This is a genomic window from uncultured Pseudoteredinibacter sp., assembly GCF_947502065.1.
Lineage (GTDB): Bacteria > Pseudomonadota > Gammaproteobacteria > Pseudomonadales > Cellvibrionaceae > Pseudoteredinibacter.
Genome location: NZ_CANMYE010000005.1, coordinates 29,129 through 56,031, shown reverse-complemented (window position 1 = coordinate 56,031; position 26,903 = coordinate 29,129). Strand labels below are relative to the sequence as shown.

The following is a 26,903-nucleotide window of genomic DNA, read 5'->3' as shown; positions in this document are numbered from 1 at the left end:
ATGTTCTTAATTCACTACCTAAGCGGTTTAAGTCAGCTTTCACTGACGCAGTTAGTAGTCCTGCCCATATTGCCTAGTATAAAGACCGCCTTACAACATGCTAGGGCCAGTGGTGTTTTTTGTCGTAAATTCGCAAGCGCGTAAGTCAATTGGCTGGATAATGGCCACCCACTAAAACAATAGAAATAAAGTGGAGCACCGCGAATGAAAGCCATCACTGTATCAAGCTGCCTATGCCTTAGCGCAGCAATAGCCTTAGCCAACACAACGTATGTACAAGCCCAAGCCCTAGAAGAAGTCATCGTTACTGCACAAAAGCGCAGCCAAGATCTGCAAGATGTGCCTGTGGCGGTTACGGCTTTATCGGAAGAGTTTATTAAGCAAACTGGTATCGATGATATGAAGGGCATCTCCCTTCGTACGCCTGGCTTTAGCATGGGTAACTTTACTGCGAGCCAGCCGCAGCTGTTTATTCGAGGCATTGGTAGTAACGGTGATGGCGCAGCCAACGGTGAATCTTCCGTAGCGGTTTTTCTAGATGGTGTTTACATCAACCGTAGCGCTGGCGCCGCAACAGAAATATTTGATTTGGCGAGCATTGAAGTATTGCGTGGCCCACAGGGAACACTGTGGGGCAAAAATGCTATCGGTGGTGCAATTAACTTAAGCTCTAAAAAACCAGCGGACGAGTTTACCGTTAATCTTGAGTTAGGCGTAGGCAATTTATCCCAACGCAGCTATCGCGGGCTTATCAGCGGCCCTTTAAGCGATGACCTTAGCGCAAAAGTAACTTTCAGCAAAAAAGATCGCGATCCATACATGGAAAGTGTTGTTGATCCTAGCGTAAAGACGATGGACGTTAACAGCGATAGCGTAAGAGCCCAGCTTCATTATGCACCGGAATCCAATTTTGAAGCGATGCTGACATTGGATTATGCGACCGATAAAAGAACCGGTGTGGGCACCAGACCATCACGTGAATACGGCTTAATCGGCCAAACCTTAGCCGCCATGCCCGAAGTAGGTTTCCACCAAAACCATTTGGAAGACCCAGGGTTTCAAGATTCCGATACCAAGGGTATTTCCTTGAAAGTAGATTGGGATCTAGAAATCGGCACCTTAACGTCTATCACGGCTTATCGTGAAGGTAATGCTGGTTTTGATAACTACCTACTGGGTGTTGGCCCGCAAACCTTTGCTTATTTAACGCTGAATAACTTTATGGATGAAAACACCGAAATGCTCAGCCAAGAGTTACGCATTGCCGGTGATAGCGATAACTTAAAATGGCAGGCAGGTGTTTATCTAAACAATGAAAAAACCCATCGCCTAGAAGGTGGCGAATTCTTTAGTACAGTACTGCCTGCGGCTGCGTTAGTTACCGCTTCGGCGGATCAAAGAAATGAAACCTCAAGTGTGGCGCTTTTCACCCAAGGCACCTACAGCATAACGGAAGATTTATATTTAACCCTAGGTCTTCGTTATACCCGTGAGGAAAAAGACTTCAGTAATATCGGCACCCCAGGTACAGCTTATGTTAGCGAGCCTTATAATGTTGCCGAAACAGAAACCTGGTCGGCAGTTACACCTAAGCTTATTGTTAACTATCACCTAAATGATAGCAGCATGCTGTATTTTAGTGCGGCCACCGGTTTTAAAAGTGGCGGCTTTGATGGCGTAGTGGCAACCGAGATTGCCGCTAAAACACCTTTCGATGAAGAGGAAGCATTAAACCTAGAGATTGGTTTGAAGTCGATGCTACTGGATGACAGAGTGCGTTTGAACGCTGCTTTGTTCAATGTTGATTATGAAAACCTACAAGTTCTACAAACTTTCGACTGCGGTGGCTGTTCCGTACCGCCACTGGTTACCAAGAATGCTGGTGAAGCGGAATCTCGTGGTTTAGAGCTAGAATTAACTTTAGCTGCTACGGATAACTTACAGCTTTCAGCGACTTATGCCTACTTAGATACTGAGTATAAAGAGTTAGATGGCAACCTTGCGCAGCATGAAGGCAATAATCTTCGCAACGCACCAAAGAATGCCTTCAGCTTAGCCGCAGTATACGAAAAAGATCTTTCCATAGGCGGCGCTATTAATGGCCGTATTGAATACATTTCGAAAGATAAAGCCTATCAAGATATCGAGAACTTCGAATACTCTGCGATACCGAGCTATGAGCTAACCAACATGCGCCTTGCGTATATGAGTGAAGATGAGCAATGGGAAGTTGCGGCTTGGGTAAATAATGCCTTGGATGAAGAATACTACATCCACAATTATCAAATCGCTCCATTCGGTGCCTTCCCTCTTCCTGGTTTACCAAGAACTTATGGTTTAACGGTGTCTTGGTCTAATCTATAAATCCTTACAGCACATGTTTAAAGTGAAGCTTTGAGCATGTGCTTTTTGATCAGGGTTTATAGAGCTGATGACGATATTGCGAAGGCGAAATTTTATGTCGTTGGCTAAACGCTTTTGAGAGTGCCGAGCTATCGGCAAAGCCACACTCGCTGGCAATTTGTTTAATGGGGATGGCTTTGTCGGCCAATAATGACTTGGCTTGTTCTAAGCGAAGTTCATTAAATAAACGTGCTGGAGATAGTTGGAAGCTTTGTTGACAAAGGCGGTGCAGGCTGCGAACAGAGGTGGCCATAAAATCCGCCATTTGCTCTACGCTGATGCTTGAGGCTAAATTTTCCTGTAGCCATTTTATGAGATTCAGCAGGCTGCCTTTGGCGGCTTTTTCTTGCAGGCTAATCGGCATGGAAAGCTGTGGTTGATGCCCTTCTCGAAACATAAAGGCCAATAAATTTTTGGCCACCTTTAAAGCCAAAGATCGGTCGTGATCTTGGGTGAGCAATGCGAGGCTCATGTCGACGCCAGCCAAAACCCCCGCCGATGTCCATAAATGACCATCGTTCACATAAAGGCTGTTCTCCAACACGGTGCTATCAGGGCAAAGTTTTTGTAAGTGAGACAACGCTGCCCAATGGCTGGTAATCCGTTTTCCTTCCAGCAAGCCTGCCTTGGCTAATAAAAGACTACCGCTGCATACCGAGCATAGTCGTGTTGCTTTTGCTGCGTTTACGCTGATCCAGCTCATGAAATTAGAGTTTTCGCTCGCGGCGAGAAGTGGCTGGGCGTTGGCCCCCGGAATCAGCAAATAATCGATGGGCGCTTGGCAAGCTGATAGGGGTTCACAATGAATTGCTAGACCGGAGGAGCTACTTAGCCTGCTTTGCTCGGCAATATATCGAATCTCATAGGCCTGATAGCCAAGCTCTTCATTGGCTTGGGCAAATACATCAGCAGGGCCGGCGACATCAAGTAGCTGAAAACCAGGGTAACAGGCTATATAGATTGTTTTGGCAGAATTTGACATCTCTTTATCATAACGGCCAGCTCTTCATATTGCTATGGTGTCCTTTAAATCAAGAACGTAAAGGAAGGCAGCATGAAGATACTGATGTTGATATACCCAGGAATGACACCACTGGATTTTTTAGGGCCATTGCAAGTGTGGTCGCAATGGCCTAACGCGAATATTCAGGTGGTGTGGCAGCATAAGGAAGTGGTTTCTACCGATACAGTAGCGGGCATTATGCCCAGCCATAGTTTTGAAGACTGCTTTGCCGAGCCCGATATTGTCTTTGTACCCGGCGGCGGCTTGCCGACATTAGAGCTGATGGAGAACCAAGTGGTACTCAAGTTTTTACAGCAAAAAGCTCAAAAAGCGAGCTGGGTTTGCAGTGTTTGCACAGGCTCCTTAGTGCTGGCAGCCGCGGGCCTACTTGCTGGTAAGCGAGCGACAACTCACTGGGCAGCCCTCGATGCGCTTGCCACTATGGGGGTAGAGGTTATTAAAGAGCGCTATGTAATTGATGATGGGGTTGCCAGTGGTGGCGGTGTTACCGCCGGCATTGATTTTGGTTTGGCTATGCTGGATACCATCGCTGGCCGAGATGTTGCCGAAGCGGTGCAGCTGGCTTTGGAATACAACCCGCAAGCGCCTTTTAACTCTGGCACACCAGAACAAGCCCGCCCGGAAATCGTGGATGCGGTGTTAAATCGCTATTTGAGTATGACGCAAACGGCTTAGTCTAGGGCGGTGAGTGAGAGATGGGGTCAGATCCCAAGGGATCTGACCCCTGTGCCAGAGCAAGCCCGCCCGGAAATCGTGGATGCGGTGTTAAATTGCTATTTGAGTATGACACAGCGGCTTAGTCTAGGACGGTGAGTGAGGGGTGGGGTCAGATCCCAAGGGATCTGACCCCTGTGTCGGAGGGGGGTTATTTTAGGCGAACGGCGGTGCCGCTGACGCTTACCATCATCATGCTGCCACCTTGGCCAACCACTTCATAGTCGATATCCACACCTACAATGGCATCGGCGCCAAGGGCACGAGCTTTGGATTCCATTTCTTGAAAGGCGATATCGCGTGCTTTACCCATTTCCTGTTCATAGGCATTAGATCGGCCACCTACTACATCGCGCACCATGCCAAAAATATCTTTGAAAATATTGGCACCCAAGATGGCCTCGCCTACTACGATATCTAGATAAGTATCGATGTTACGGCCTTCAATATTGGTGGTAGTGGTCTTTAACATGGTCGACTCCTTAAATGTTTGATTCCCCATTTTAGACGGCGAATCGAAGCATTTAGAGTCAAGATCACATAAGTTTACTCTTCGACTAACCGGCTCGTTTTAATTCGGTTAGTAATTCGCCGCTTTTGAAGATTTGGAAGGGAGCTTTGCCAAAGCGCAGCTTGCCGCGCTTGCGTTCAACCAGCTTATTGATGCCGATAAGGTCTGGCATGGTATCGCTGAGCTGCTTGCGAAGGCGATAGAGCTGAATATTGATATGGGCTAAATCCATACCCATTTCGCGGCATAAAAGATCGTTATCAATCCAGCCCTGGTCGTAATCATTGAGGCCTTTGGCTTCGTCGAGGGCTCGGCAGCGGGCTAGATGAAGAAGAACATAATGATGACTGCGTTCACCGAGGTCACACTGGTTACCGCCATTGCTCAGTGCAAGGCTGGTGTTCTCTTCATCTTGGGTGGTATTGAAGCGGAACAGAAAGTTGTCCACAGACCAATCGGCATCGATCACAACGGTAGGCGAATTGGATTTATCGGTGAGGTGCAAAGTCCAGCGTAAATCACCTAGGCTGATTTCATCGCCATGTTTTAGCTCTTTTACCTGTGAGCTTTCATCAAGGGTTTCCAATAGCCATTGATGATTATCGGGTGACAGGTGCAGTGCCAGCTCGGGGTGCTCATCATTAGGCAGCAGCATCAGCTCGCGTAGGGGTATAGCGCCCTCTTGGCTATGTTGAGGCACGATAAAGCTATCAGGTGCTGATGTGTCTTCGACTAAGAAACGCAGCTCTTTGCTTACAAACTGAATTAGCTGCCCTGCTTGGATCGGGTAGTTTTGCTGGCTTTCAATCTTTTTACCATCAATCCATACGCCATTGCGGCTGATGTCTTTTAACAGCCATTGGCTGCCGTCCCACTCTATCGAAGCATGAATCTTCGAAATTTGTGGGGCATCTAAAAACGTATCGACCTTATCTTCGCGGCGGCCAAAGGTGTGATGTGGTAATAAGTGACAAAGCTGTTTGCTTTGTACATTGATCAGGCTAGCCATATTGTTATTGCATTTATCTTAGTTAACACAGGCTGCCCCCGTCTACAGCTCTTCTGGGTGGCAATTAGGCTAGAGTCTACCAGAGTCGCTATATAAACGGTTAGTGATATGAGTGCCGCGCTTCTCATTTTGATGCCCTATATAGCTAAAAGCCTTTAACTTATGGTTAAAGGTCATTTTGTTTCCTTGTTTTCTTGGTTTACCATCCTCCACCTTGTTTTATTAAGGTATGAGAATCATGGATCTTCAGGCGATCAACCAAGAATTGGCTTCGGCAAGCCCTACTGAGATTGTTAAGTGGGCACTTGGCTTAGGTAAAAAGTCGATATTAACTACTAACTTTGGCCCGGGTGAGGCTTCTATCATTCATGCTGTTTGCGAACAGGATGCCAAAGTACCTGTGGTTTGGATTGATTCAGGTTATGCCTTAAAAGCGACTTACCAGTTCGCCGATAAAGTGATCAAGCGCTTTGATTTAAACTTGGACGTTTATACGCCTAAAGTCAGTGCGGCTCGTCGCGATGCAGTTATGGGTGGCATCCCAATGGTTGATGAGCCAGAGCATGCTGAGTTTACCGAGCAGTTCAAGTTAGAGCCATTTAATCGTGCAATGGCTGAGCATCAGCCTGAAGTATGGTTTACCAATTTACGTAAACATCAAACCGCTTTGCGTCAGACTTTAGATATTGTATCTATGAGTAGCGACGGTGTTATTAAGGTTTCTCCGTTCTTCCATTATGACGATGAGGCGCTGGAAAAATACCTGCAGGAAAATGATCTACCCAACGAAGAAAATTATTACGACCCAACTAAGGCTCTAGCAAATCGAGAGTGTGGCTTACATACTCGATAAAACTAAGCTAGTTGTTTCCTGAGCTTGTTAGCAAGCCACAAAAAAGCCCGCTATGATTCAGCGGGCTTTTTTGTGGGGGTGGTGTTTATCTTTTATAGCATCAACACCATGGCTCTTGGATCAATAAAAACCAATAACTTGCTCAAGCTGCTCGATAGGGTTGATTGCTGTGAGATCCAGCATCTCAGCAGTGCCATCTTGTTCTAGTACGATAGAGTTGGAATTTTTTGCCTTGCTGCTTGTTAAATTAATGTCATCGGCTTTTGCATCAGTTAAAAGGTCTGTAATTCCTAATGCTAGCGCTTCTTCATCACTGATACCGGTAGCAACTTCCAACCAAACATCGTCAATATCATGAGTATTGCCCTCAGTATCGGCCCAGCTAGAACGAAGACCAGTTACGCCGGCATCGTGAACTTCATCGACTTCTTGGGCTTCCAAATTGATGGATTCTAAACCAATGTCTTCTAGGCTTAGCAACTCATCTTCTTGGCTAATACCATCGCTATTTTTATCTTGCCACACTTGAACTTGCGTAAAGGCATGATCTTTAGCGTCAAAAATATTGTCGCCATTAGAGTCTAAATCGGCAAGAGCTGCAAAGCCATGTTCTGCATTGTCACCATTGCTTAAACTCATATGTTCGCCGAATAATTCGGAGCCGTCATTAATTAATCCGTCATTGTTACGATCGAAAACTAATAATCCATCGTCGCTACCCGCCCAGGCTGTTGTATCCATTAGGCCGTCAGCATTAATATCAAAATCTACACCGTTACTCATCGCAATCAGTTCAACGCCATCACCATCGAGATCTAGCACCAGAGGTGTAATAACTTTGGTATTGGTAACACTCATAGTGCTGTATGCAGAGGTAGCATGGCACTCTGTGTTGCCTGGCATGGGCTCATCACCAAGGTATGCAACATAGCTAGTGGATGAACTGTAACCGGGGTAGTGAATTTGACCATTTTGTAAACGGTGAGGATTAAGTGATGGTGCCAAAGGTCTAAAAGCATCCAATCGAAAGCTACCGTCGTCTTGAACTATAGCTGTGTGCACATGGGTATTATTGGTTGAAACACCGCTTGAATAACGCATATGGTTGCTTTCAAAAATGGTTATTTCAGTTCCAGGTTCAGCGTTGGTTGTGCCATACAAAGTGATATCCCGAGGGTAGCCAGCATCGTAACTGGACGGCACACCAAAGAGTTGAATACTAATCTCTTCATCTATGACATCGATACGCATGGTCTCTTCTGATTTAGATCCATCAGGAGAGCTAGCCTGAATTAAAATATCATGGTGAGTATTTGTCTCGTAATCTAAACCGGAGCCTGTGGTAGTAACCACACCGGTGTTTTTATTGATTTGAAAGCGTCCGTCAGCATCATCGAGTAGTTTATAAGTAACTTTGCCTGCAGTATCTGGATCCTCCGCGAAAGCGGTAATACCTACCTCGGTCCCTTCTTTAGCACACTCAGATACTTCATTTACACTATTATTGCTATCGATAACCGGCCCAATGGGCTCATTATGATCAAGTACGTTAATGGTAAATTTCTTTTCAGAGAAACTACCATCAGAGGAATTTGCTCTAACTTTAATAGTGTGTGATGTATCTACATCGTAGTCTAAATTTCCTTTAAGGGTGACAACACCGGTTTTTTTATTAATAGCAAAACGACCGTCTGCATCATCTACAAGTTCGTAACGTACTTTATCATCACTATCCGGATCAATTGCTTGTGCAGTTAGGCCAACGCGAGAACCTTTACTGGCATTTTCCATTACCTGGTTTTTATCGGAGTCGATGTCTTTAACAGGTCCAATCGGTTGGTTAGCTAAGATATTAATTGTAAATGTTTCATTGCTTACGGTTGTATCACTTGATTCGGCTTTAACAACGATGTCATAGCTTGAACCGTTGCTAATATCTAGCTCTCGAGTTGTGCGAACAACGCCTGAATCGGCATCAATTTCAAAGCGTCCGTCAGCATCGTCAAACAACGAATAGCTAACCGTATCATCTTTATCAGGATCTTCAGCAAAGGCCGTAAGCCCTACCACCGCGCCCGCAGCCAAGCCCTCTCTAACTTCGTTATCTGCACCATCAACATCGATAACAGGGCCAATAGGGTTGTTAACCTCAAGGACATTAATATTGAAGACGTTAAAAGAGCTGCTGCCATCACTAGATGTAGCTTTAATAGAAACTTGATAAAGGTTTTGTTTATCAAAATCAAGTTGGCCTGCAAGAGTTACGACCCCAGTGTTTTCATTGATCGCAAACATATCATTGGGATTTTGAATCAACTCGTAGCGAACGGTATCACCGGCGTCTGGGTCAATGGCCTCGGCTGTTAAGCCAACAGTATCACCTATTGCTGCGTCTTCGCTTACTTGGTTAAAATCTAAATCAATATCTTTTACTGGGCCTATGGAGCGATTTATCGTTAAGTCTATTTCTCGATAGTCTCTTTCGTCACCGCCGAAGGTATCCGCTAAAACGAAAGGATCGATGCCGCCGGCTGGGTTAGCGTAGTCTCGACTGATATCAAAATACACTAAGCCCGATTCGTCTATATCTTTAATACCATCATTATCACTATCAAAATCTTTGTAATCAGCAAAGCCCACACCGTCAGTATTTTGAGTATCTAAACCTACGGAGAGGAGCGCATCCTTACTGCCTATATCTGCATCAAAGATATCATTCAAGCCATCGCCATCAGCATCCATAAACACGCTGGGCTCTTCAAATGAGAAGGTGGATTGTGCTTCGATATTATCGGCAATGCCATCATTGTCGCTGTCTATATCTAAATAGTCGGCAAGTCCATCTCCATCACGATCTCCAGCGCCTTCGACAATATCTAGAATGCCGTCGTTATCATCGTCAATATCGATATCGTCTGAAATTTCATCGCCGTCGGTGTCTACTCCGGCTTGACCTAAGTTAGCCGTACTGATGCGTAATTCATCAGTGCTGCTGTCACTGATGCTGCCCATTATATTGCTAATGGTGGCACTGACATCATAAAAGCCTTCAGCCCAATCAACTTCACCAAGATTTAGGAACCAGCGATCCCCTTCAAATGTTAGTCCATTAGCCAGAGTGTAGTCCTGACCATTTACCGATACAGTTAAAGTATCCCCGGCATTTATTGCGGCGGTCCCGCTCAGTACAAGCTCACCTGCAGGGTGATGGAGTTGCTTGTCTATTGTGGGGGCAACTTGAGGGGGGATATTATCTTCGCCAGCTACTGTAACTGTTTGTGCGATGCTGTGTTCCGATTTATTGCCTGCCAAATCGGTAACAACAACCGTTATGTCGTGAGAGCCAGCTTCTAAATCACTATCTAGCGCAACATTGAATTTGCCTTTTTTATTGGCTTTTCCTTCGGCAACTCTTTCGCCGTCTACAAATACTTCTATATTTGCATAACGTTCACTTTTTCCCCGAATAGAAATATCACCTTCACCAACGACTTCTGCGGCGAGCTTTTTATCCTCGTAGATCTTGAAGTTATCGACTTCATTTATCTTAGTATCAATTAGCACTTTAAACTTAGGGCTAGCTGATGACATGCGGCTATTTGATTCTTCAGTGCGAACCGTAAAGTTATGATGACCATGACTTAATTCATCGGTTGTGAATGTCCAAACGCCTTTATTATTAACTTTTGCAGTGCCTAAAAACTTATTTCCATCATAAACTCGTACTGTTTTGCCTGGATCACCCTCGCCTATAAGTTTTAGTGTTTCGTCATTACTGCGACCTTTATGATCGATGTTTCCTTTAACGCTACCGTAGTTATCGTACGCTTTTGTTATTATTGCTCGTGCCATTAGCTTCACCCTGAAGAAAAATAAACCGACAAGTGGTTGTTAAAAATTAGATTTGAGTCACAGAATAAATGTGGGTAGGGGAAAGGCAATACACATCCAGCTTAAACCATCTTTGTCACTAAGATAGAAAGACAAGGTGTCAAAATAACTCGACAATAAAAAGTAGATAGATTAATTAAATCTAACACTATTGAATTAGTCGGTTGTCGTTGAAAGCTTTTTATAGAAGTTTTTAGTTTATGGTGTGGATAGAGCTCGCCACTGTTCAGGCGAGTGATTGCTATACTTTTTAAAGGCTCTGGAAAATGCACTTAACTCGCTGTAACCAATTAACTCAGAGATTTCGGTAAGTGATATATCAGAATTTAGTAGTAGTTCTTGAGCAATATCCATTCGGGTTTTGAGGACCAGGTTTTTAAAGCTAATACCTTCTTTTAACAGGCCTCGTTGAAGTGCTCGGGGGTGCATTTTAAGTAATTGGGAAATTCGGTCTAAATCGGCATTCCCACTACTCAAGCCTTGTTGTATCAGTTTACGCACTACAGGCTGAAGCTTTGCCCCTAGCTCGAAGGTTTTCTTCAGTTGCTCTGCGTGATTTTGCAAAATGTCCAACAGTTCTTCATCTGAGCTCTGTAGCGGCTTATATAAATCCTGCTCTGGAAAACAATAGCTATCGGCTTCTCGATTAAAGTAAACCGGTGTTCCAAAGAGTCTTTCAAACGGGCCCGGCCCTGGCTGGCTAAAAGAAAAACTAACCGACTGCGGCCGCCAAGCATCCTTCAATAGTAGCTGCCCTAATACAAAGGCTCTGGTCAGAGTAAAAAAACGGTGCTGCCGAGTATCGAACTGAAATGGTGCATTATAGAGCCTGTGTACAATAGCTAGGCCCTCCTCTACCACCAACTTAAAGGTGGTTACCTCTGACTCCAAACCTCTATAACGATCGGAGAGCTCCTGTGCGGCGGCTAAGTTTGGGCTGCGTTTTATTATTTGTAGAAAGGTATCGAAGGGTGCGTTTTCGTGCATTTTAGCGCATAAAACCCCGAAATAAGGGCAGTTATAGCGCTCTGCGCCTAGATTGAGCAGGCGATTAAAATCGACAAATGCAAATAAATCGTTTGGTCTTTCTAGCAGTGTCGGATCTAAGCCTATTTCTTCGAATAATGGGCGATGGTCCCCACCTAAGCCTCGTACAGCTTGGTCGAATCCAAATAGATTACTGGCCCTAACCTGCAGAGGGCTGATGATTTGCGTTGTCATGGTCTTAATTGTCAAGTGGTAGTGTCTAAATGTCAAACGCAAAGGCTTTAGCTTGCTTAAGATTCAAAGCTATCAAACTGTCGATTGCTGTCGCAGTGATTATCTAAAAGCCTTATTGATAACAATAATGAAAGGAACCCAGCATGCGCCTTACAGCTAAAGCCTTTATAGCCCTAGCTATCAGTGGTATCGCTCTTTCGCCTACCCAGTTAATAGCAAAACCTGAAATTACCATTACCGATAAAGCGGGCAAGCCTTTAGCAACCGCTATGGTTAGTCGTATTTTGGAAAATAAGCCAGCTCAGGATTTAAGTGATAACGGCTATAGTCCCCATGGTGTAGCCAACAAAATAGCCCTAGAGCATAACCGTTTCAGTAACAGCGGCGGTAAGGTGCTCTTCGATAGCTTGGCTGATGATGTCGGCACAGTGAGCTACCGGGTACGCAAACCGGGTTTCAAAGATCAGTTGCTGACTCAACAAAATGCTGATTCTGAATTAACCGTCGCTTTGGAGGCGATTGTTGATCCCAAAGAGCTAGCTGAATCAAAGCCTAGCAATGTTTGGATTAACAATATGGATTTTGAAGGTGACAAGGAGCTGAAGAAACACTTTCAGTTAAATTGTGCTTTCTGTCACCAGCAGGGTTCGTCCTTCATGCGTGCCGAGCGCAGCCCCGAGCAGTGGCTGGAGATTATTGAGCGCATGCAAAAATATGGCGCAAGGGTGGCTGATGAAGACAAAGAGCGTTTAGCCGGTGTTTTAAGCCGACAATATAAAAAGCTTAATGCTAATTCAGACAAGCTAGCCTCGCCTCGCCCTTGGTCCGATAAGCTAGCGGGTGTTGAGATTATTGAATACCCCATTGGGGATGCATTCTCTCAAATGCATGATTTCTTGGTGCACCCTAATGGTTTTGTCTATGTGGGAGACAATCTGCAAGATCGCATTTATGAGGTGAACCCAGAGACCGGTGACTACAAGGTGTATGTGGTACCCCACGAAAAAGATGCCAAGCTTGGTGGCATTCTAGGAAACCGCTTCGGCGCTATGTTCCCTAAGTTGTACAACTATATGGGAGTGCACTCTTTTGCGGTTTCCCCTAAAGATGGCCACATATTTATTACCCCATCTATGCAGCAAGCCTTGATCGAGTTTAATCCTCATACTAAGGAATTCACCACCCACAAGATGGATGATGGCTACTACCCGCATACTATCCGTGCTGATGGCAAGGGGCGTATTTGGTTCACTTTGGCCGTCTCTTCTCAAGTGGCCAGTTGGGATAGAAACAAGAAAGAATTCAAAGTTTACGATTTACCGGCACGCTCATTTAAGGAGTGGATGATTATTAAATCCATCCCCTTTATTTTGAGCATGGATGTTGAAGATCGACCATTGCCGAAAGTGGATCGTAAATCGACTGGTGTACCTATGCCTTACGGTATTGATGTAGCACCTGATGGAAAAATTTGGTTTGCTCGTCTTTACGGTGATGATATTGGCTTTATCGACCCAGAAACCGATGAGGTTTCTATGATTCAAACGCCTTTTAAAGGGCCGCGTCGCTTACGGGTAGATGCCGATAATAATCTGTGGATTGTTGCCTTCCAGGATTCGCAATTAGCTAAATACGATCCGAAGGCGAAAAAATTCACTATGTATGATTTGCCGGTAGTGAATGAGCTGCCTTACTCGCTCAACATCGACCGTGAAAGAAAAATGGTATGGGTAAACGGCAATCAGTCCGATACGATTTTTAGCTTTGATATCGATAGCGAAGAGTGGCTGGTCTATCCGCTACCACGCAAGCGTAGTTTTACCCGTGATATTGAAGTTGGTGAAGACGGATCTATTTATACTTCCAACTCACACTTCCCTAGCTGGCAGATTGAAGATGGTCAGCCAACGTTGATTCGTGTTATGCCAACGGATGGAAAAAGGGTAGCTGCGAATAAAACTGAAGTTGCTGTGAAGTAATTGGCTAGTCTTTAAATAGGATAAAAAATAATGAAAAAAGTTTTATTGTTGATTAGCTTTTGCTTCAGTCAGATTATCTGGGCAGCAGAATCTCCATTTTTGGGTATTGGTATTGCGGTTAATGATATTCCAGAAAAGCTCTCCCACTACCAAACCATACTGGGAATTAAACAGTGGCAGTATATCGATCTTAATGTCGAGGGCGGCGCTATTCGTTTTGCTAGAGGTGAGTTCAAAGGCAAGAGTGTCGATTTAATACAGCCCCTATACGGCAAAACTAAGCTTGCTGATTTCATTCAGCAGCGTGGCGAAGGTATTTTTCATCTCTTAGTAGATGAAAAATACCTAAAAGATAAAGCCGCCTATAAACTTGCTGCTTTAGAGAAAGCATCGTCTGACATTAGTCATATACCCAATGCTAAGCCCTATCAACAACAATGGTTGGATAGTTACGATACTTTGGGTGTGAATCTAAGCTTTACAGCTGCACCGCCAACAAAGCAGCATTACTGGGGTGTTGCCGATCTAGCGGCGCTGCAAAAAGACGCTCCGCTCAATACTGCGAGCATTGCTCAAATTGGCATTGTCATTGAGTCCGCTGAAAAAACCGCTTTGCAATGGAAAGAACTTTTAGGTTTATCCCCTTGGGTCTTTGTAGACTTTAAACCACCAATGACCACTGATGGCCAGTACTTAGGCGCCGCAGGCTCCGGCTATAGCGAAGTACATGTGGGCTATGGCCAGTGGTTTGATCTTCAAATCGAGTTACTACAGCCAGTAGCCGGACCTACCCCCCATAGAGATTACTTGCGCCGTTATGGTGATGGCGCACACCATTTCAGTTTGGGACGTTTGCTAGAGCATGATCAACTGCTGGAATACCTGCAGGCAAATAATGTTGTCCTTCAGATGCAATCCGATAACGGTGGCCCGAATCGCACTGCTAGTTATATGGGCAGTGAAAGACAACTGGGTTGGGTTTTAGAGTTTACCAAAGCCTTTAAAGGCCTAGGCAGCCTAAAAATAGTAAAGCAAATCCCATAAAGCACTGTTGAAAACTAGAACGAGTTTTGTATGTATCGTTGTTTAACTATTAAGGCAGCAATTAAAGCGACAATTAATGTGGCATTGTTGCTTGCTTGGACTGGAGTAGCTCAAGCTGAAAAAAAGGCTGAGGAACAGTGGCTGCACTATCGGGCAAATGAAGGCGCCTCGGCGTTTTCCAGCTTGAAGCAAATCAACAGCAGTAATGTGGATGAGCTGGAGCTAGCCTGGCAATTTAGAACCGGCGACAGCGAGAAGATGGCTGAACATATGGGCCGCACCTCCACCCAAGTTACTCCAATTCTTTTGCCTAAAGAAGCGGGCGGCCACTTGGCATTTTGTACGCCTTTCAATAGGGTCATTGCGCTTGATCCGAAAACTGGGCAGCAACGTTGGTCCTTCGATCCTAAAGTAAATATGGCAGGCACGCGCCCTATGCGCTGTCGAGCGGTTACCTATTGGCAGCATTCTAATACGCAAGAGCGCGAGAAATACTGCGGCAGGCGTTTATATGTTGCCACCCATGATCGCCGGTTAGTAGCGATCGATGCCAAAGAAGGCTCTTTGTGTAAGAGCTTTGCCAAAAATGGTGAGCTGCTTTTATACAATGAAAAATCCGGCTATCAGCCAGATTATGTGAACAATTCTTCTTCGGCAGTTGTGGTTGGAAATAATATTGTTGTGGGTTCGGCGATTATTGATTTTGCCGAATCCCATGCGCCCCAGGGTACTGTTGTCGCCTTCGATGCATTGAGTGGTGATTTTCGTTGGAGCTTTGATCCGATCCCGAAAAGCAATGACCACCCTATGGCGAAAGATTGGCCTCGAGTCGATGGCAAAAGCCCACAAGACTTCGCTGGTGGTGCTAACGCTTGGGCCCCGCTTTCTGTCGATAATGAACGTGATCTCGTTTTTATTCCTACCAGTAGCCCGTCGCCGGATTTCTACGGCGGTATGCGCCCGGGTGACAATCGCTATGCCAATTCGGTTGTGGCATTGCGCGGCGCTACGGGTGAGGTCGTTTGGCATCAGCAGTTGGTGCACCATGATCTTTGGGATTACGATGCGCCTGCGGCTCCGGTATTAGTGGATATTAATCAGGGCGGTAAAAAGCGCGCGGTTGTTATTCAGGTGACCAAGCAGGGATTGGTGTTTACCTTTGATCGCGAAACCGGTGAGCCTGTCTTTGGCCAGGAAGAGCGCCCTGTTCCGCAATCGAAAATTGCAGGTGAGTACAGTTCGCCAACTCAGCCTTTCCCGCTGAAGCCACGCCCCCTTATTGATGCCAATATCGATCCCAAGAAAGATGCTTTTGGTATGTTGTGGTTCGATAAAAATGCCTGTGAGAAGCGTTTGGCGTCTTTGCACAGTGATGGGCTTTTTACGCCGCTGTCTTTGCAGCGTACTTTGATGTTGCCGGGTAGTTTGGGTGGTGCTAACTGGGGTGGTGCCAGCTTTTGGCCTAAGCGTAATCTTTTGTTTGTGAATTTAAATACGGCGCCTTTTGAGGGTGAGCTGCGCCCTATTAATGCTAATAATCCTGGTGATCATATTGTGGCTCATGGTAGTGAGATGAAGGTCACGATGAAGGGTTCTCCTTATATGGTCATTACGGATACGGTGACGTCGCCTTTGGGTGCGCCCTGTACGGAGCCGCCTTGGGGCAAGATGGTAGCTATTGATATGGGTTCGGGTGAGGTTCGTTGGGAATCTGCTTTGGGTTCGATTCATGATATGGCGCCTTTTCCTGTTCCTTTTGATATTGATTGGGGTACGCCGAATCTTGGTGGTTCGATGACGACGGCTGGTGGTTTGACGTTTATTGCGGCGACGATGGATAAGCGTTTTCGGGCTTACGATAGTTTAACGGGCCGTACGTTGTGGACGACGAAGTTGCCGGTGGATGCGACGGCGGTGCCGATGACTTATGAGTTGGATGGTAAGCAGTATGTGGTTTTGGCTGCTGGTGGGCATAAGATGTTTAATCGTGGGACGGGTGATTATATTTTGGCGTATGCATTGCCGGATTGATCTCTAGTTTAAATATCAGCTACTTATTCTTTGCTTTAATCGGTTTGAAGTGGGGTGGTGAGTTACAAAACGCGCCGTGAACCCATCCATGGGGGCTCCCCAAAAACGTCCCTGTTTTTGAGGGTTTTGTAACTCACCACTCCACTTCAAACCTTACTAACGTGAATTTTTCGAAGCCCCGAGTTTTAACTAACATTATAAATAAAACAGTTAATAAAAAGAGAAAAACAATGAAAATCATAAGCCGATTAGCCTATACGATCAGTGCGGCGCTAGGTGTGAGCCTGAGTAGTGGTGTTTTAGCTGCTGATTTAAGTAATGCTCAAAAAGGCGAGCAGTTGTATAAGAAGTACTGCGCAGCGTGTCATGATATAGGTGTTGATAAAGCGCCGAAGGTGGAAGATTTAAAGCGACTTAGTCAAAGCCAAATTATGATGACGATTTCGATTGGTCGTATGCAGCCACAGGCGGCGGCTATGTCTAAGGATGAGCGTAGTTGGGTTTCGGAATATTTATCGGGTGGCGGTGAGGTTGATAATACTTGGTTAGAAGCTAATCGCTGCGATAAGTATCCAGTGGTGACACAGGCAGATGGTAAGGTGATCAGTGGGGACTGGGGTTTTGGTGAGTTTAATAACCGTTTGCAGACCCAGAGTGAGATTACGCCGGAGAATGTGCATAAGCTGAAGTTAAAGTGGGCCTTTGGTTTTCAGAAGGTTAACGATATGCGCAATCAGCCAGTATATACCGAAGATGCGCTTTATGTAGGCAGTAAAAGTGCCCATGTGATGGCCTTAGATCCGGAAACTGGATGTATTAAGTGGCAACAGCAAACCGCAGCAGGTGTGCGTTCTAGTTTGGTGCTGGGTGAAATCGCTGGTGAGCGTGTGTTGTTTTTTGCTGACGAGCTAGCCAATGTTTACGCGGTGCGCGCGAAAGATGGCAGTCAAGTTTGGAAGGAAAACTTAGGTGTGTTTCCAACCTCATTAATTACTGGTACGCCGTCTTTTTATAAAGGTAAGGTTAAGGGCCAAAAAGAAGAGGTTTCCCAGTTAATAGTTCCTATCTCTTCTTTTGAAGTAGCCGCTGCTGGTATGCCGGGTTATCCCTGCTGTCGTTCTCACGGCATGGTGATTGCTCTTGATGCTAATACGGGTAAAACTCAATGGCAATGGCATGCGACTGAGCAAGCGAAGCCTTTGGGTAAAACCAAAAGTGGTGTGCCGATGTTTGGGCCGTCTGGTGCGGTGGTGTGGACGACGCCGACTATCGATGCTGAGCGCGGTTTGATTTTTATTGGTACCGGTGAGAATACGTCTAAGCCTGCTACGGACACCAGTGATTCGGTTGTCGCTTTGGAAATGGCTACGGGCAAGATGCGCTGGAAGTTTCAAGCTTTGGCCAATGATATTTGGAATGCGGCTTGTTTAAACGGTGGCGAAGCTTGTCCAGAGGATATGGGGCCAGATTTTGATTTTGGTGCGCCGATGATTCTTCATAAGATGAGCGATGGTCGTCCGGTATTGTTAGCTGGGCAAAAGTCTTCTGAGGTATTTGCACTAAATCCTGATACCGGTAAGTTATATTGGCGTAATCGTTTAAGTATGGGTACAACCAATGGTGGTATTCACTGGGGCATGACGGTTTATAAGAATTCGGTTTATGTTCCATTGGCCGATCCTGAGCGTGATATTCCGGGCTATACACCCAAACCTGGTTTGTATCGTTTGAATATCGATAACGGTAAGGTTGAATGGGCCAAGCCCGTGAGCCGCGGTTGTGATTTCGATATGGAGTATGCACCTAAGATTGGCTTGGAGCAGGTGCGCAGCGGTAAAAAGCGTAAGCTAGAAGATCGTTATGCCTGTTCTTGGTATTACGGTCTTTCAGCGGCGCCAAGTGCCGTTCCTGGTTTGGTTTTCGCTGCGGGCTTAGATGGTAAGCTTTCCGCTTATCGCATGAAAGATGGTGAAATCCTTTGGCAAAGTAAAACAGCTGTACCTTTTAAAACCGTTAATGGTCTAGCCGCTCATGGCGGTGCTATCGATGTGGATGGTGCGGTGCTAGGTAAGGATAAGCTCTTTATTAATTCCGGTTACAGTATGTTTGGCCAGCTACCTGGTAATGTGCTGTTGGCTTTTGAACTGGAAAAATAAGCACTGATGATGAAGCCTGTTGTTGTTCTTTTGATATGCTTAAGCTACGCCACCTTGCGCTATATTGTGTTTGGTGATGTAGCAATAGAGCAATGGCCTGTTTTTATTGTTAATAAAAGTGTTAGCTTTTTTGTGGCTGCCTGTATGGCGGCCTCAGCTTATTGTTCTTGGCGCTTAAAAAGAATCGGCTTGTTAAATGCTATCTCTAGCGATGAGCTTTATTCCAAATTTGAAGCGAAACAATCGGCCATGTGGGGGCGTTGGGCGTGGCATGCTTTGATCTTGCATGTTTTGCTGTCCATAGGCTTATTAAACCCTGCGTATTTTGCGAAGTTTTATGATGGTGCCAAGCTCAATTTACTAGGTAACATCATGCTGCTTGCTGGCGCTTTGGGCAGCTATGCGTTTTATCGCTTACAGTCAGAGCGTTTGAATAATCTGATTAAGGTGTTGGCTTGTTTGGCATTGCTGGGGCATTTGCTGCCCATGTACAGCTCTTGGGCCAGCCCTGAAAAGTGGCCGGCCTATTTTCCGCCGATCTCTCTTTTAAGCGCATTGTTGGCTAGTTTTGCTGCTATAGGCTTTTACCAATCTTCTCGGTCGCCATTATAATCAGGACTTTTACCTTATACCTTCAACGTTTTCATCGTCTACACTTTAAGTAATAAGGCATAAACTCTAGAGCGAGCGGGAGTCGAAAAGAGGGTTGTGGATAAAATAACGTCGAAGGAAAAAGCTAACAAGCGCACTTTGTATTTATGTGTCACGGGTTTGCTGTTACAGCTTGTGGTGTATGTAGGCTTGGCTTATAGCTTTTATATTGATGACAGCCCTCTGCTTGCGATTACGATCGTGCTGCTCGGTTTAATTGGTACCACTTACCTCTTAAGGTTGATCAGGTCGAGTGGCCCAAGCTGAAGCGTGGGCTGTGTTCTCTTTATTTTTTATAGGCTCATCATCAATCTCGCGTAGAATCTCACCGCTAATCGCATATTCTCAATGCTAATTCGCTCGTTATTGCCATGGAAGCCGCTGATATCTTCTTTGCCGATGACCATGGGATTAAAGCGAAAGCTGTCTTTGGCGACGAGTTGATAATATTTGCTGTCGGTGCCGCCTACCGTAATGCTAGGGGTAACAATAACCTCGCCGAAGTTTTCTCTACTGGCATTCGCAAGCAGTTTAAAGCCTTCGCTCTGAGTGCTGGCTACAGGTGATGCTTCCTGAGCTTCTTTGCTCTGTATCGTAACCCTTGGGTCATCGATGACCTTCTCAACGTGACTGACGACTTGTTCTACGCTATCGCGAGGGTGCAGTCGAAAATTAATGTTCGCCGATGTGTAAATAGGCAAGACATTTTCTTTTACACCGCCGCTGATCATAGTCGGTGCAGTGGTTGTGCGTAGCATGGCATTGGCGAAAGTAACTTGGCTCATCTGCTCTTCTAGAGCGCTATTAAATAACCAGCGGTTGGCAAAAAAGAATCGCTGTCTAAAGGGCATATAGCGTGATAGCACATCAAACATTTCGGCGCTTACACCTTCTAGGCCACCCTCCATTGGAGCATTTTGTACACGGCTTACCGCCTGAGATAGAACGCCAATCGCGGTTTGTTTTGGTGGTACTGAGCTATGGCCGCCCTCCCCTTGGACAGAAAGCTCGATATTTAAATAACCTTTCTCGGCAACGTTAATGCTGGCCACTGGCATTGGCATGCCATCGATCATATCGCTCAATACGAAGGAGCCTTCGTCTAGGCTCCAGGCCAGTTTGATATTGTTCGTCTGTAAATATTCAGCGATGGCTTTTGAGCCTTTTTCACTGCCTATTTCTTCGTCATGGGTAAAGGCTAGGTACACAGTACGTTTGGGTGAGATCCCTTGTTTTAACATCAGGCTGGTCGCTTCCAATAAAGCGATTACGGCGCTCTTATCATCCAGCGCGCCGCGCCCCCAGATGTGGGTACTATCGATATGCCCACTAAAAGGCGGCTGCTGCCAGAGTTTAGCGGTACCGGGAATTACTGGAACCACATCATAATGCGCTGATAAAAGCACGGGTGAGCTGGTATTCTGGCCTTCCCAGCGCAGTAATAGGGTGTAGTCGTTAAGGATCGTTAGCTCTAGCTGTGCAAAAACCTCGGCGTAGTTAAGTTTGAGCCAGCTGATAAACTCGTTGAACTCGGGGCCAGGCTTATGTTCTCTAGAATAAGAAATCGTTTTTATCTGGATAGCTTCGGAAAGGCGCTGGGAAATGGCCTCTATATCGATCTGCGTGCTGTCTAATCCTGCTGTGGCCGCTGCAGATTGCTCTGAAAGTTGGTCTTGCGAATTGGCTTGGTGAAGCCAAGTACGCACTATGGTCAGGGAGAGTACGCTTAGTATTATTACCGCCAGAAGCGCCAATAGTTTTTTCATTTTCTAATCCTTAGCTTTACAATCGCCTTTTACACCGATCTATATCAAAGGCGCTGCATTGGTGAGAGCTAGGCAGTATCTCAAATAGAGTGGGCTCAATACAGAGTGAGAAGTGCATGAGGGCTGTGTAAATTTGTCAGAACTAAGAGCACAATGAATATTTCTATGAATGCTTCTATGAAAAAGGCCATTAGCCGATATATACAGGGCAAAGATCACAATAAGCCCCATTTGTTAAAACAGGCCTTCGCACAGCATGCGACGCTGAGTATGCAGGTGAAGACTGAGAATATCAGCTTTCCGTCAAATACTCGGGGCTTAGCGGCTATCAGCCAGTTATTGGTGAGCGATTTTAATAAGCAATATGAGAACATCTATACCTATTGCATCACTGACACATTTCGTGAAGCCGACCTTAACTTGAGCTGCAGTTGGCTGGTTGTTATGACGGAAAAAGCCACAGGCAAAGTACGCCTTGGCTTTGGCGACTATCACTGGAGCTTTACACACTCAGGGCCGCATCTACTGGCTGACCGCTTGGAAATTATCATTGATGCTATGAATGTTTTAGATGAAGAAGCAAAAGAGCCCTTCTTAGTGTGGGCTGAGGCACTGCCTTACCCTTATCTTTCGCTGCGCGAGCTGCTCAGTAATAGCCCGGCGCATGTAGCGCTTGAAGCCTTAGAGGCTAAGTTATTAGTTAAGAAAAAATAGAGCACTAGAACAACCAGGAAATGAGATATAAAACATGAAATCACTGGCGATATCTTGGGTCGGTTTGTTTGCAGAAGATGTAAAGAAACTTAGCGATTTTTATCAGCAGGCTCTGGGCTTGTCCTTGAGAAGTTACCGCGATGATTGCGCCATAATGCAGACTGAGAATGGCGACTGCTTTGAGATATTTGACGGTGGCAAAGCTAGCGGGCAACGTAAAACAACTGAACAGCAATCAATGGTTTTAGCCTTTGAAGTTGAAGATATACATACCGCCATTGAGCGTATGAAGTCTATGGGCTATAAAGCCGATTCAGAATTAGGTCAATATGGTGGGCATCGCTGGATCTACTATCTTGACCCAGAGGGTAATCGTTTTGAAGTAAAGCAATCGGGCGAATTACCAACAGATTAGGAAAGACTATGACAATATGGGTAGACGCCGACGCTTGTCCGGTAGCCATTAAAGAGATTTTATTCAGAGCCGCGAATCGCTCAGAAACTGATTGCTGCTTAATCGCCAATCAATATATTCCCGTACCTAAATCTAAGTTTCTTAGCAGTGTTCAGGTTTCTCACGGCTTTGATGTTGCCGATAATGAAATCGTACAACGCTGTGTTGAAGGTGATCTTGTAATTACCTCAGATATTCCACTGGCCGCTGAAGTTATTGAAAAAGGCGCTAAGGCATTAAGCCCGCGAGGTGAGCCTTACAGCAAAGCCAATATTGGTGCTCGCCTAAATATGCGCGACTTTATGGACACCATGCGAGCCAGCGGCATCCAAAGTGGTGGCCCGCCGCCTTTGGGACCAAAAGAAAAGCAGGCATTTGCGAATCAGTTGGATAAGTACTTAGCTAAACTAAAGAAGTAAGGGTTGAAACTATGGTGACGTTTTGCAGTAAGATCGAGAGTGGCAGCTAGCTGAGCAATTTTACAAATCAGCTCAGCTGAAACCTTTATAGTTTGCCCATCTGTTCTTTGTCCGGGCAGCTACAAGTCACTCTAAAATCATATTTAGAGTTTTCTGGTAGTTCAGTCACCTTAGTGAGTTGATTTTCTTTCTCGCATAAAAGATCTTCAAATATCCCATCGAAAATGTCGTTATTCCTAACAGCGTAGACAGCATCTTCTTCTGTTATTATTTTAGGTCCTCTAATATCAATTATTAGTTTTTCTTGATCTCGACTTACGCTGAAATTCCAACCAGCCTTAGATTTTTTTACTGTTTTGGAACCTAGTGAGTAACGTGCGTCACAAGCGGTTAAAAATAAGAAAAGCGCTAAGCTGAAAAATCTCATGTACGATCCTTGTGGGGCTGTCCTTTAAAAAGCTAATACTATCTAAAAATTCTAAAGCTTATACAACTCAGGGCTATCAGTCATAAGTTCAGTTTTGACAAACTGATTGACAATTGCTTAATACTCAACCAATATCCGCCTATGAACAAAATACTTAGCACTCAAGCCGTCATTATTACCATCATTATCAATCAATGGTGGGTTGGCTAGTGCGTAAGTAATTCTTAAACCCGCCCAAGAGGCGGGTTTTTTGTTTCTGCCTCCTGGATTTATATACGGAGGCAATATGGCTAAACAAATAGGTACTTTGAGTTTTTTCTGTGGAAAGATGGCGGCAGGGAAATCTACACGAGCTAAACAAATCGCAGAGCAATGCCAAGCGGTGCTTATATCGGAAGATCTATGGCTGGAAAAATTATACCCTGCTCAGGTGCGCTGTTTATCGAGCTACATTGAGTATTCAACACGTCTGAAGCCTATAGTGAAAGAGCTAGTGCAGTCTATATTGACTACAGGAAGCGATGTTGTACTGGATTTTCCGGCAAATACCGTAAATCAACGCAATTGGTTTCGAAGTATTTTTGCAGAGATCGCAGCGCCGCATCAACTCTTCTACCTGGCTCGTTCCGATCAGCACTGTCTAGATCAGTTGGCAGCTCGCCGTAAAGCTCAGCCTGAGCGGGTTGAAACGGATACAGAAGATATGTTCTGGAAAATGCACTCCTTCTTTGAAGAACCTTCCCTTGAAGAGAGTTTTAGCTTGCTGGTTGAGGGGCGTAGTTAATGTATGGCTATAAGCGCTACAATAAGGGCTGTGCCTACTTTTTAAAGAGTAAGTTGTAATGACGGTAGAGGAATTTTCAAAGGAAAGCACCTTCTTATCTAAAACCTTTTCAGATCAAGATTACTCAGGGATCAGTTTAGAGGGGAAGGAGTTTGATGATTGCATATTTAAAAACTGTAATTTTAGTGAAGCGGATTTTTCGAGGGCCAGTTTTATAGAGTGTGAGTTTAATAATTGTAACCTCAGCTTGATTCGGGTTGATGCTTGCAAGTTTTCCGATGTGGCATTCGATCTATGTAAAGTCATAGGGGTGAATTGGAGTAAGGTGCATTGGCCTCGGATTATGTTTGAATCGCCTATTAGATTTAATCAGGTAGTACTAAACGATAGCTCTTTCTATGGAGTGTCTTTACCTGGATTAATCATTGAAGACAGCAAATTACATAATGTCGATTTTAGAGAAGGTGATTTTACGGACGCCAAGCTTTGTTATTGCGATTTTACTGGGAGCTTGTTTCAACACACGAATCTAAGCAGTTGCGATATGACAGAATCAAGCAACTACGATATTAACTTAAATGAGAACACGACATTGGGCGCAAAGTTCAGCCGCTTCGAGGCCATACGGTTACTAGACTATTTTGATATCGAATTGGTTGACTAGATAACTTGAAGCTGTGTACGGCGAAAGGGGGTACTGATTGTGTGGCTCAGGGGTTCCTCGCTGTCATATCAATAAGCTGGGCAGGGGTCTGTCTTGTCTGGGCAAATTGACAGGCCTTAAATGTCGCTCTATACCTTAATCCAGGCCCGCAATTCAGCCCTGATTTATATTGAAGTATTAGAATGCAGGCCGATATTGGTTGAGCTAGGCGACTTATAGAGTAAAGCTTGCTCGACGACACAAAAGCGTCATATAAGCTCGTATATACTCGCGCCGCTTGCTGGATTTGTCTTAGGAAATTGTTTTGCGAAAAGTGCTCATCACCGGAAACTCGGGTTCTGGAAAATCAACATTGTCTAATTATTTAGCCACTTCCGAGGGGCTAGGTTATCTGGATCTAGATACTGTCGCTTGGTTGCCAGAGTTGCCTCCCAAGCGCATGCCTTTGGATGAATCCATGGGTTTAATTACCGAATTTGTAGAGCAGCATGAGGGTTGGGTCATTGAAGGCTGTTATGCGGATTTATTGGAGCTCTTAGAAGAAGACGCCAATGAGCTGATATTCCTAAATTTACCTATTGAAGATTGTGTGGCCAATGCTCAAGCTCGCCCTTGGGAGCCCCACAAGTACTCCAGCAAGGCATCCCAAGATAAAAATCTAGAGATGCTCACTCAGTGGATTCATGATTATGGCCACCGGGATGACGCTTGCTCCCTTGCCGCCCACCGGGCTTTTTATGAGCGTTTCGATGGTAAGAAAACCGAGCTGACTGGGCGCCCGGCTATCCGTACTGAAAACGAGCAAGCGGCTAAGCCAGAAGCTCTTGTGAGTTAGCCAAATGCAAGGCTGCGGCCTAGGCAGAAACCTTGGCCGATAACTCTTTGAAATAGCTTAACGCGATAGCGGCATTTTTAGTGACCCCTAGTCGCAGGCGCTCTTTCCAGTCGGCATCTGGGCTGGCTTTAAAAATATTGTGCAGCTGACGTCGTAAGGCGCGAATATGCTCAACGGTGCGGGCGCCTTTGCTAAAGTCTTTAGTGCGCTTTTCCAGCAGGAAATTACCCTTATTTTGCCCACGTACTAACAGTGCCGATTCGGGCTTACCAATCTTTTTAGCACTGGCTGCCACATAGCGAATGGCTAAGCCGATACGTCGATCATCGCTTTGATTTGGGTCGGAGCCATGTACCAACATAAAGTGGTGTAAGGACATTTGTCCTGGCTCTAGCTCCATGTATACCTGCTTTTCAGGCTCCAGCTCGTTCTCTGGGATGGCTTGGCCGCGGGTCAGTAGATTGTCTTTGGCATAGGTATTCACTTGGGAGCGCTCACTAGTGTGACTACCCGGCTCTACCTTCATTACACCGGATTCAGCGGTAGCGGGGCTTAATGCTATCCAGGCAGTAACCACATCATCGGCATCGACACCCCAGTAGGCGGCATCTTGGTGCATAGACACATAGCTGCCGGTGCCTGCTTCCTTGGTAAACAAATTACTCATATAGCAGAGAATGTCCGGGCCAATTAAGGCCTCTACGGCATCCAGTACTTTGGGGTGGTGTACTAACTCGTCGGCCCAGTCGTACAGCAGATAGGTTTTATTACACTGGATGCGATCCATAGGTTTGCCCTGCAGCTCTTCCATGGCTTCCAATTTGGCGCGGCTTAGGGCGGCTTCTTCTGGGTTTAGAATAGTCACCGGGCAGATATAACCCTGTTCTTTGTACTGTGCGACTTGAGTGGGGTTTAAAGTGCTCATGGTTATCTCCTAAGCGCTGATCAAGACTGTTATTTCATTAGCCGTCAGGCCGGCACCGATAAGTGCGCAAACCATTAATACCGTCAAGGCGCCTAAGCGCTCGCGGGTCCCGCCATTTGGGTCCATACGGGTAAACAGCATGGCGTATAAGTTGCCGGCCATAAATGACCAAGCAAGTAACATCAAGGCAAGCCCAAAACCACTATCCAGATTAAATGCGCTGAAGGCTAATAAGCCACATACTGCATAGTCATCCACGGACAATGGCCAGTATTTATCGGTTTTAACAAGGATTAAGGTTTCACCAATAGTAAGAACAATGGCGATAAAAAGGGCAAAGTAAAATAGAAAATCTGTCATCTGATCCACCGGCTAGTATTCACTTTTATATTTATGGGAAACATTGTTTCCCATGTGTGCCGATGTGT

General features: G+C 45.4%; 23 protein-coding genes. 14 read left to right on the top strand and 9 right to left on the bottom strand.

The annotated features are described in order from the left end of the window. Positions 1 to 204 precede the first annotated feature (204 nt). A complete protein-coding gene (locus tag Q1A41_RS13645; RefSeq protein WP_299980054.1) occupies positions 205 to 2,364 on the top strand; it encodes a TonB-dependent receptor in 2,160 nt (719 codons plus the stop codon). Between the two features lie 49 nt (positions 2,365 to 2,413). Here Q1A41_RS13645 and Q1A41_RS13640 read toward each other — a convergent pair whose 3' ends face one another. Then, entirely contained in the window at positions 2,414 to 3,385 is a 972-nt protein-coding gene (locus tag Q1A41_RS13640) for a helix-turn-helix domain-containing protein (RefSeq protein WP_299980050.1), read from the bottom strand. A 72-nt stretch (positions 3,386 to 3,457) separates the two neighbouring features. Between Q1A41_RS13640 and Q1A41_RS13635 the strand changes: the two genes are divergently transcribed. Further along, complete coding sequence (locus Q1A41_RS13635) at positions 3,458 to 4,102, top strand: DJ-1/PfpI family protein (protein ID WP_299980047.1); 645 nt, start codon at positions 3,458 to 3,460, stop codon at positions 4,100 to 4,102. A 190-nt stretch (positions 4,103 to 4,292) separates the two neighbouring features. On the opposite strand, the gene Q1A41_RS13630 is transcribed toward Q1A41_RS13635, so the two are convergent. Both Q1A41_RS13630 and Q1A41_RS13625 read right to left on the bottom strand, forming a co-directional pair. After that, positions 4,293 to 4,613: a heavy metal-binding domain-containing protein gene (locus tag Q1A41_RS13630; protein WP_299980044.1), complete on the bottom strand. Its 321-nt coding sequence runs from the start codon at positions 4,611 to 4,613 to the stop codon at positions 4,293 to 4,295. An 85-nt stretch (positions 4,614 to 4,698) separates the two neighbouring features. Beyond that, complete coding sequence (locus Q1A41_RS13625; protein WP_299980041.1) at positions 4,699 to 5,661, bottom strand: FHA domain-containing protein; 963 nt, start codon at positions 5,659 to 5,661, stop codon at positions 4,699 to 4,701. A gap of 238 nt (positions 5,662 to 5,899) precedes the next feature. Between Q1A41_RS13625 and Q1A41_RS13620 the strand changes: the two genes are divergently transcribed. Next, positions 5,900 to 6,514: a phosphoadenosine phosphosulfate reductase family protein gene (locus Q1A41_RS13620; RefSeq protein WP_299980038.1), complete on the top strand. Its 615-nt coding sequence runs from the start codon at positions 5,900 to 5,902 to the stop codon at positions 6,512 to 6,514. A gap of 120 nt (positions 6,515 to 6,634) precedes the next feature. Here Q1A41_RS13620 and Q1A41_RS13615 read toward each other — a convergent pair whose 3' ends face one another. Both Q1A41_RS13615 and Q1A41_RS13610 read right to left on the bottom strand, forming a co-directional pair. Further along, on the bottom strand, positions 6,635 to 10,366 hold the full coding sequence (locus Q1A41_RS13615; RefSeq protein WP_299980035.1) for a cadherin domain-containing protein: 3,732 nt from the start codon (positions 10,364 to 10,366) through the stop codon (positions 6,635 to 6,637). A gap of 237 nt (positions 10,367 to 10,603) precedes the next feature. After that, a complete protein-coding gene (locus Q1A41_RS13610) occupies positions 10,604 to 11,626 on the bottom strand; it encodes an AraC family transcriptional regulator (RefSeq protein ID WP_299979994.1) in 1,023 nt (340 codons plus the stop codon). Positions 11,627 to 11,769: 143 nt separating this feature from the next. Between Q1A41_RS13610 and Q1A41_RS13605 the strand changes: the two genes are divergently transcribed. From Q1A41_RS13605 to Q1A41_RS13585, 5 genes are all read left to right on the top strand, one after another. After that, complete coding sequence (locus Q1A41_RS13605; RefSeq protein ID WP_299979992.1) at positions 11,770 to 13,605, top strand: lyase; 1,836 nt, start codon at positions 11,770 to 11,772, stop codon at positions 13,603 to 13,605. Between the two features lie 30 nt (positions 13,606 to 13,635). Then, on the top strand, positions 13,636 to 14,649 hold the full coding sequence (locus Q1A41_RS13600; RefSeq protein ID WP_299979989.1) for a VOC family protein: 1,014 nt from the start codon (positions 13,636 to 13,638) through the stop codon (positions 14,647 to 14,649). Between the two features lie 30 nt (positions 14,650 to 14,679). Further along, positions 14,680 to 16,680, top strand: coding sequence for a pyrroloquinoline quinone-dependent dehydrogenase (locus Q1A41_RS13595; protein WP_299979986.1), 2,001 nt, complete (start codon positions 14,680 to 14,682; stop codon positions 16,678 to 16,680). A 230-nt stretch (positions 16,681 to 16,910) separates the two neighbouring features. Further along, positions 16,911 to 18,836 carry a PQQ-binding-like beta-propeller repeat protein gene (locus tag Q1A41_RS13590; protein ID WP_299979983.1) on the top strand — a complete coding sequence of 642 codons (1,926 nt, stop codon included), beginning with the start codon at positions 16,911 to 16,913 and terminating at the stop codon, positions 18,834 to 18,836. A gap of 6 nt (positions 18,837 to 18,842) precedes the next feature. Further along, entirely contained in the window at positions 18,843 to 19,448 is a 606-nt protein-coding gene (locus tag Q1A41_RS13585) for a hypothetical protein (RefSeq protein WP_299979980.1), read from the top strand. A 332-nt stretch (positions 19,449 to 19,780) separates the two neighbouring features. Here Q1A41_RS13585 and Q1A41_RS13580 read toward each other — a convergent pair whose 3' ends face one another. Beyond that, on the bottom strand, positions 19,781 to 21,253 hold the full coding sequence (locus Q1A41_RS13580; protein WP_299979977.1) for a M20 family peptidase: 1,473 nt from the start codon (positions 21,251 to 21,253) through the stop codon (positions 19,781 to 19,783). A 153-nt stretch (positions 21,254 to 21,406) separates the two neighbouring features. Here Q1A41_RS13580 and Q1A41_RS13575 point away from each other — a divergent pair, with 153 nt between their 5' ends. The 3 genes from Q1A41_RS13575 to Q1A41_RS13565 are packed head-to-tail and all read left to right on the top strand — an operon-like array spanning position 21,407 to position 22,840. After that, a complete protein-coding gene (locus Q1A41_RS13575; RefSeq protein ID WP_299979975.1) occupies positions 21,407 to 21,967 on the top strand; it encodes a hypothetical protein in 561 nt (186 codons plus the stop codon). A gap of 34 nt (positions 21,968 to 22,001) precedes the next feature. Beyond that, positions 22,002 to 22,382, top strand: a complete 381-nt coding sequence (locus Q1A41_RS13570; RefSeq protein WP_299979972.1) for a VOC family protein — start codon at positions 22,002 to 22,004, stop codon at positions 22,380 to 22,382. An 8-nt stretch (positions 22,383 to 22,390) separates the two neighbouring features. After that, the gene (locus Q1A41_RS13565) at positions 22,391 to 22,840 is read left to right on the top strand and encodes a YaiI/YqxD family protein (protein ID WP_299979970.1); all 450 of its coding nucleotides are present in this window, start codon (positions 22,391 to 22,393) and stop codon (positions 22,838 to 22,840) included. 85 nt (positions 22,841 to 22,925) lie between these two features. On the opposite strand, the gene Q1A41_RS13560 is transcribed toward Q1A41_RS13565, so the two are convergent. After that, the gene (locus tag Q1A41_RS13560; protein WP_299979967.1) at positions 22,926 to 23,267 is read right to left on the bottom strand and encodes a hypothetical protein; all 342 of its coding nucleotides are present in this window, start codon (positions 23,265 to 23,267) and stop codon (positions 22,926 to 22,928) included. Positions 23,268 to 23,553: 286 nt separating this feature from the next. On the opposite strand from Q1A41_RS13560, the gene Q1A41_RS13555 reads away from it, so the two are divergent. The 3 genes from Q1A41_RS13555 (at position 23,554) to Q1A41_RS13545 (ending at position 25,550) form a co-directional block, all read left to right on the top strand. Beyond that, positions 23,554 to 24,051, top strand: coding sequence for an ATP-binding protein (locus Q1A41_RS13555; protein WP_299979964.1), 498 nt, complete (start codon positions 23,554 to 23,556; stop codon positions 24,049 to 24,051). A 58-nt stretch (positions 24,052 to 24,109) separates the two neighbouring features. Further along, positions 24,110 to 24,715 carry a pentapeptide repeat-containing protein gene (locus Q1A41_RS13550; protein ID WP_299979961.1) on the top strand — a complete coding sequence of 202 codons (606 nt, stop codon included), beginning with the start codon at positions 24,110 to 24,112 and terminating at the stop codon, positions 24,713 to 24,715. A 313-nt stretch (positions 24,716 to 25,028) separates the two neighbouring features. Then, positions 25,029 to 25,550: an AAA family ATPase gene (locus Q1A41_RS13545; RefSeq protein ID WP_299980690.1), complete on the top strand. Its 522-nt coding sequence runs from the start codon at positions 25,029 to 25,031 to the stop codon at positions 25,548 to 25,550. 19 nt (positions 25,551 to 25,569) lie between these two features. Here Q1A41_RS13545 and Q1A41_RS13540 read toward each other — a convergent pair whose 3' ends face one another. Together Q1A41_RS13540 and Q1A41_RS13535 are read right to left on the bottom strand one after the other, a co-directional pair. Further along, complete coding sequence (locus tag Q1A41_RS13540; protein WP_299979958.1) at positions 25,570 to 26,475, bottom strand: phytanoyl-CoA dioxygenase family protein; 906 nt, start codon at positions 26,473 to 26,475, stop codon at positions 25,570 to 25,572. Positions 26,476 to 26,484: 9 nt separating this feature from the next. Continuing rightward, entirely contained in the window at positions 26,485 to 26,835 is a 351-nt protein-coding gene (locus Q1A41_RS13535; RefSeq protein ID WP_299979956.1) for a hypothetical protein, read from the bottom strand. Positions 26,836 to 26,903 lie beyond the last annotated feature (68 nt).

Coding starts and splice junctions, on each gene's coding strand:
- Q1A41_RS13595 (WP_299979986.1), top strand. CDS start 14,680: ATGTATCGTTGTTTAACTATTAAGGCAGCAATTAAAGCGACAATTAAT.
- Q1A41_RS13630 (WP_299980044.1), bottom strand. CDS start 4,613: ATGTTAAAGACCACTACCACCAATATTGAAGGCCGTAACATCGATACT.
- Q1A41_RS13645 (WP_299980054.1), top strand. CDS start 205: ATGAAAGCCATCACTGTATCAAGCTGCCTATGCCTTAGCGCAGCAATA.
- Q1A41_RS13640 (WP_299980050.1), bottom strand. CDS start 3,385: ATGTCAAATTCTGCCAAAACAATCTATATAGCCTGTTACCCTGGTTTT.
- Q1A41_RS13590 (WP_299979983.1), top strand. CDS start 16,911: ATGAAAATCATAAGCCGATTAGCCTATACGATCAGTGCGGCGCTAGGT.
- Q1A41_RS13610 (WP_299979994.1), bottom strand. CDS start 11,626: ATGACAACGCAAATCATCAGCCCTCTGCAGGTTAGGGCCAGTAATCTA.
- Q1A41_RS13580 (WP_299979977.1), bottom strand. CDS start 21,253: ATGAAAAAACTATTGGCGCTTCTGGCGGTAATAATACTAAGCGTACTC.
- Q1A41_RS13585 (WP_299979980.1), top strand. CDS start 18,843: ATGATGAAGCCTGTTGTTGTTCTTTTGATATGCTTAAGCTACGCCACC.
- Q1A41_RS13540 (WP_299979958.1), bottom strand. CDS start 26,475: ATGAGCACTTTAAACCCCACTCAAGTCGCACAGTACAAAGAACAGGGT.
- Q1A41_RS13600 (WP_299979989.1), top strand. CDS start 13,636: ATGAAAAAAGTTTTATTGTTGATTAGCTTTTGCTTCAGTCAGATTATC.
- Q1A41_RS13535 (WP_299979956.1), bottom strand. CDS start 26,835: ATGACAGATTTTCTATTTTACTTTGCCCTTTTTATCGCCATTGTTCTT.
- Q1A41_RS13605 (WP_299979992.1), top strand. CDS start 11,770: ATGCGCCTTACAGCTAAAGCCTTTATAGCCCTAGCTATCAGTGGTATC.
- Q1A41_RS13625 (WP_299980041.1), bottom strand. CDS start 5,661: ATGGCTAGCCTGATCAATGTACAAAGCAAACAGCTTTGTCACTTATTA.
- Q1A41_RS13565 (WP_299979970.1), top strand. CDS start 22,391: ATGACAATATGGGTAGACGCCGACGCTTGTCCGGTAGCCATTAAAGAG.
- Q1A41_RS13550 (WP_299979961.1), top strand. CDS start 24,110: ATGACGGTAGAGGAATTTTCAAAGGAAAGCACCTTCTTATCTAAAACC.
- Q1A41_RS13555 (WP_299979964.1), top strand. CDS start 23,554: ATGGCTAAACAAATAGGTACTTTGAGTTTTTTCTGTGGAAAGATGGCG.
- Q1A41_RS13620 (WP_299980038.1), top strand. CDS start 5,900: ATGGATCTTCAGGCGATCAACCAAGAATTGGCTTCGGCAAGCCCTACT.
- Q1A41_RS13635 (WP_299980047.1), top strand. CDS start 3,458: ATGAAGATACTGATGTTGATATACCCAGGAATGACACCACTGGATTTT.
- Q1A41_RS13560 (WP_299979967.1), bottom strand. CDS start 23,267: ATGAGATTTTTCAGCTTAGCGCTTTTCTTATTTTTAACCGCTTGTGAC.
- Q1A41_RS13570 (WP_299979972.1), top strand. CDS start 22,002: ATGAAATCACTGGCGATATCTTGGGTCGGTTTGTTTGCAGAAGATGTA.
- Q1A41_RS13615 (WP_299980035.1), bottom strand. CDS start 10,366: ATGGCACGAGCAATAATAACAAAAGCGTACGATAACTACGGTAGCGTT.
- Q1A41_RS13575 (WP_299979975.1), top strand. CDS start 21,407: ATGAATATTTCTATGAATGCTTCTATGAAAAAGGCCATTAGCCGATAT.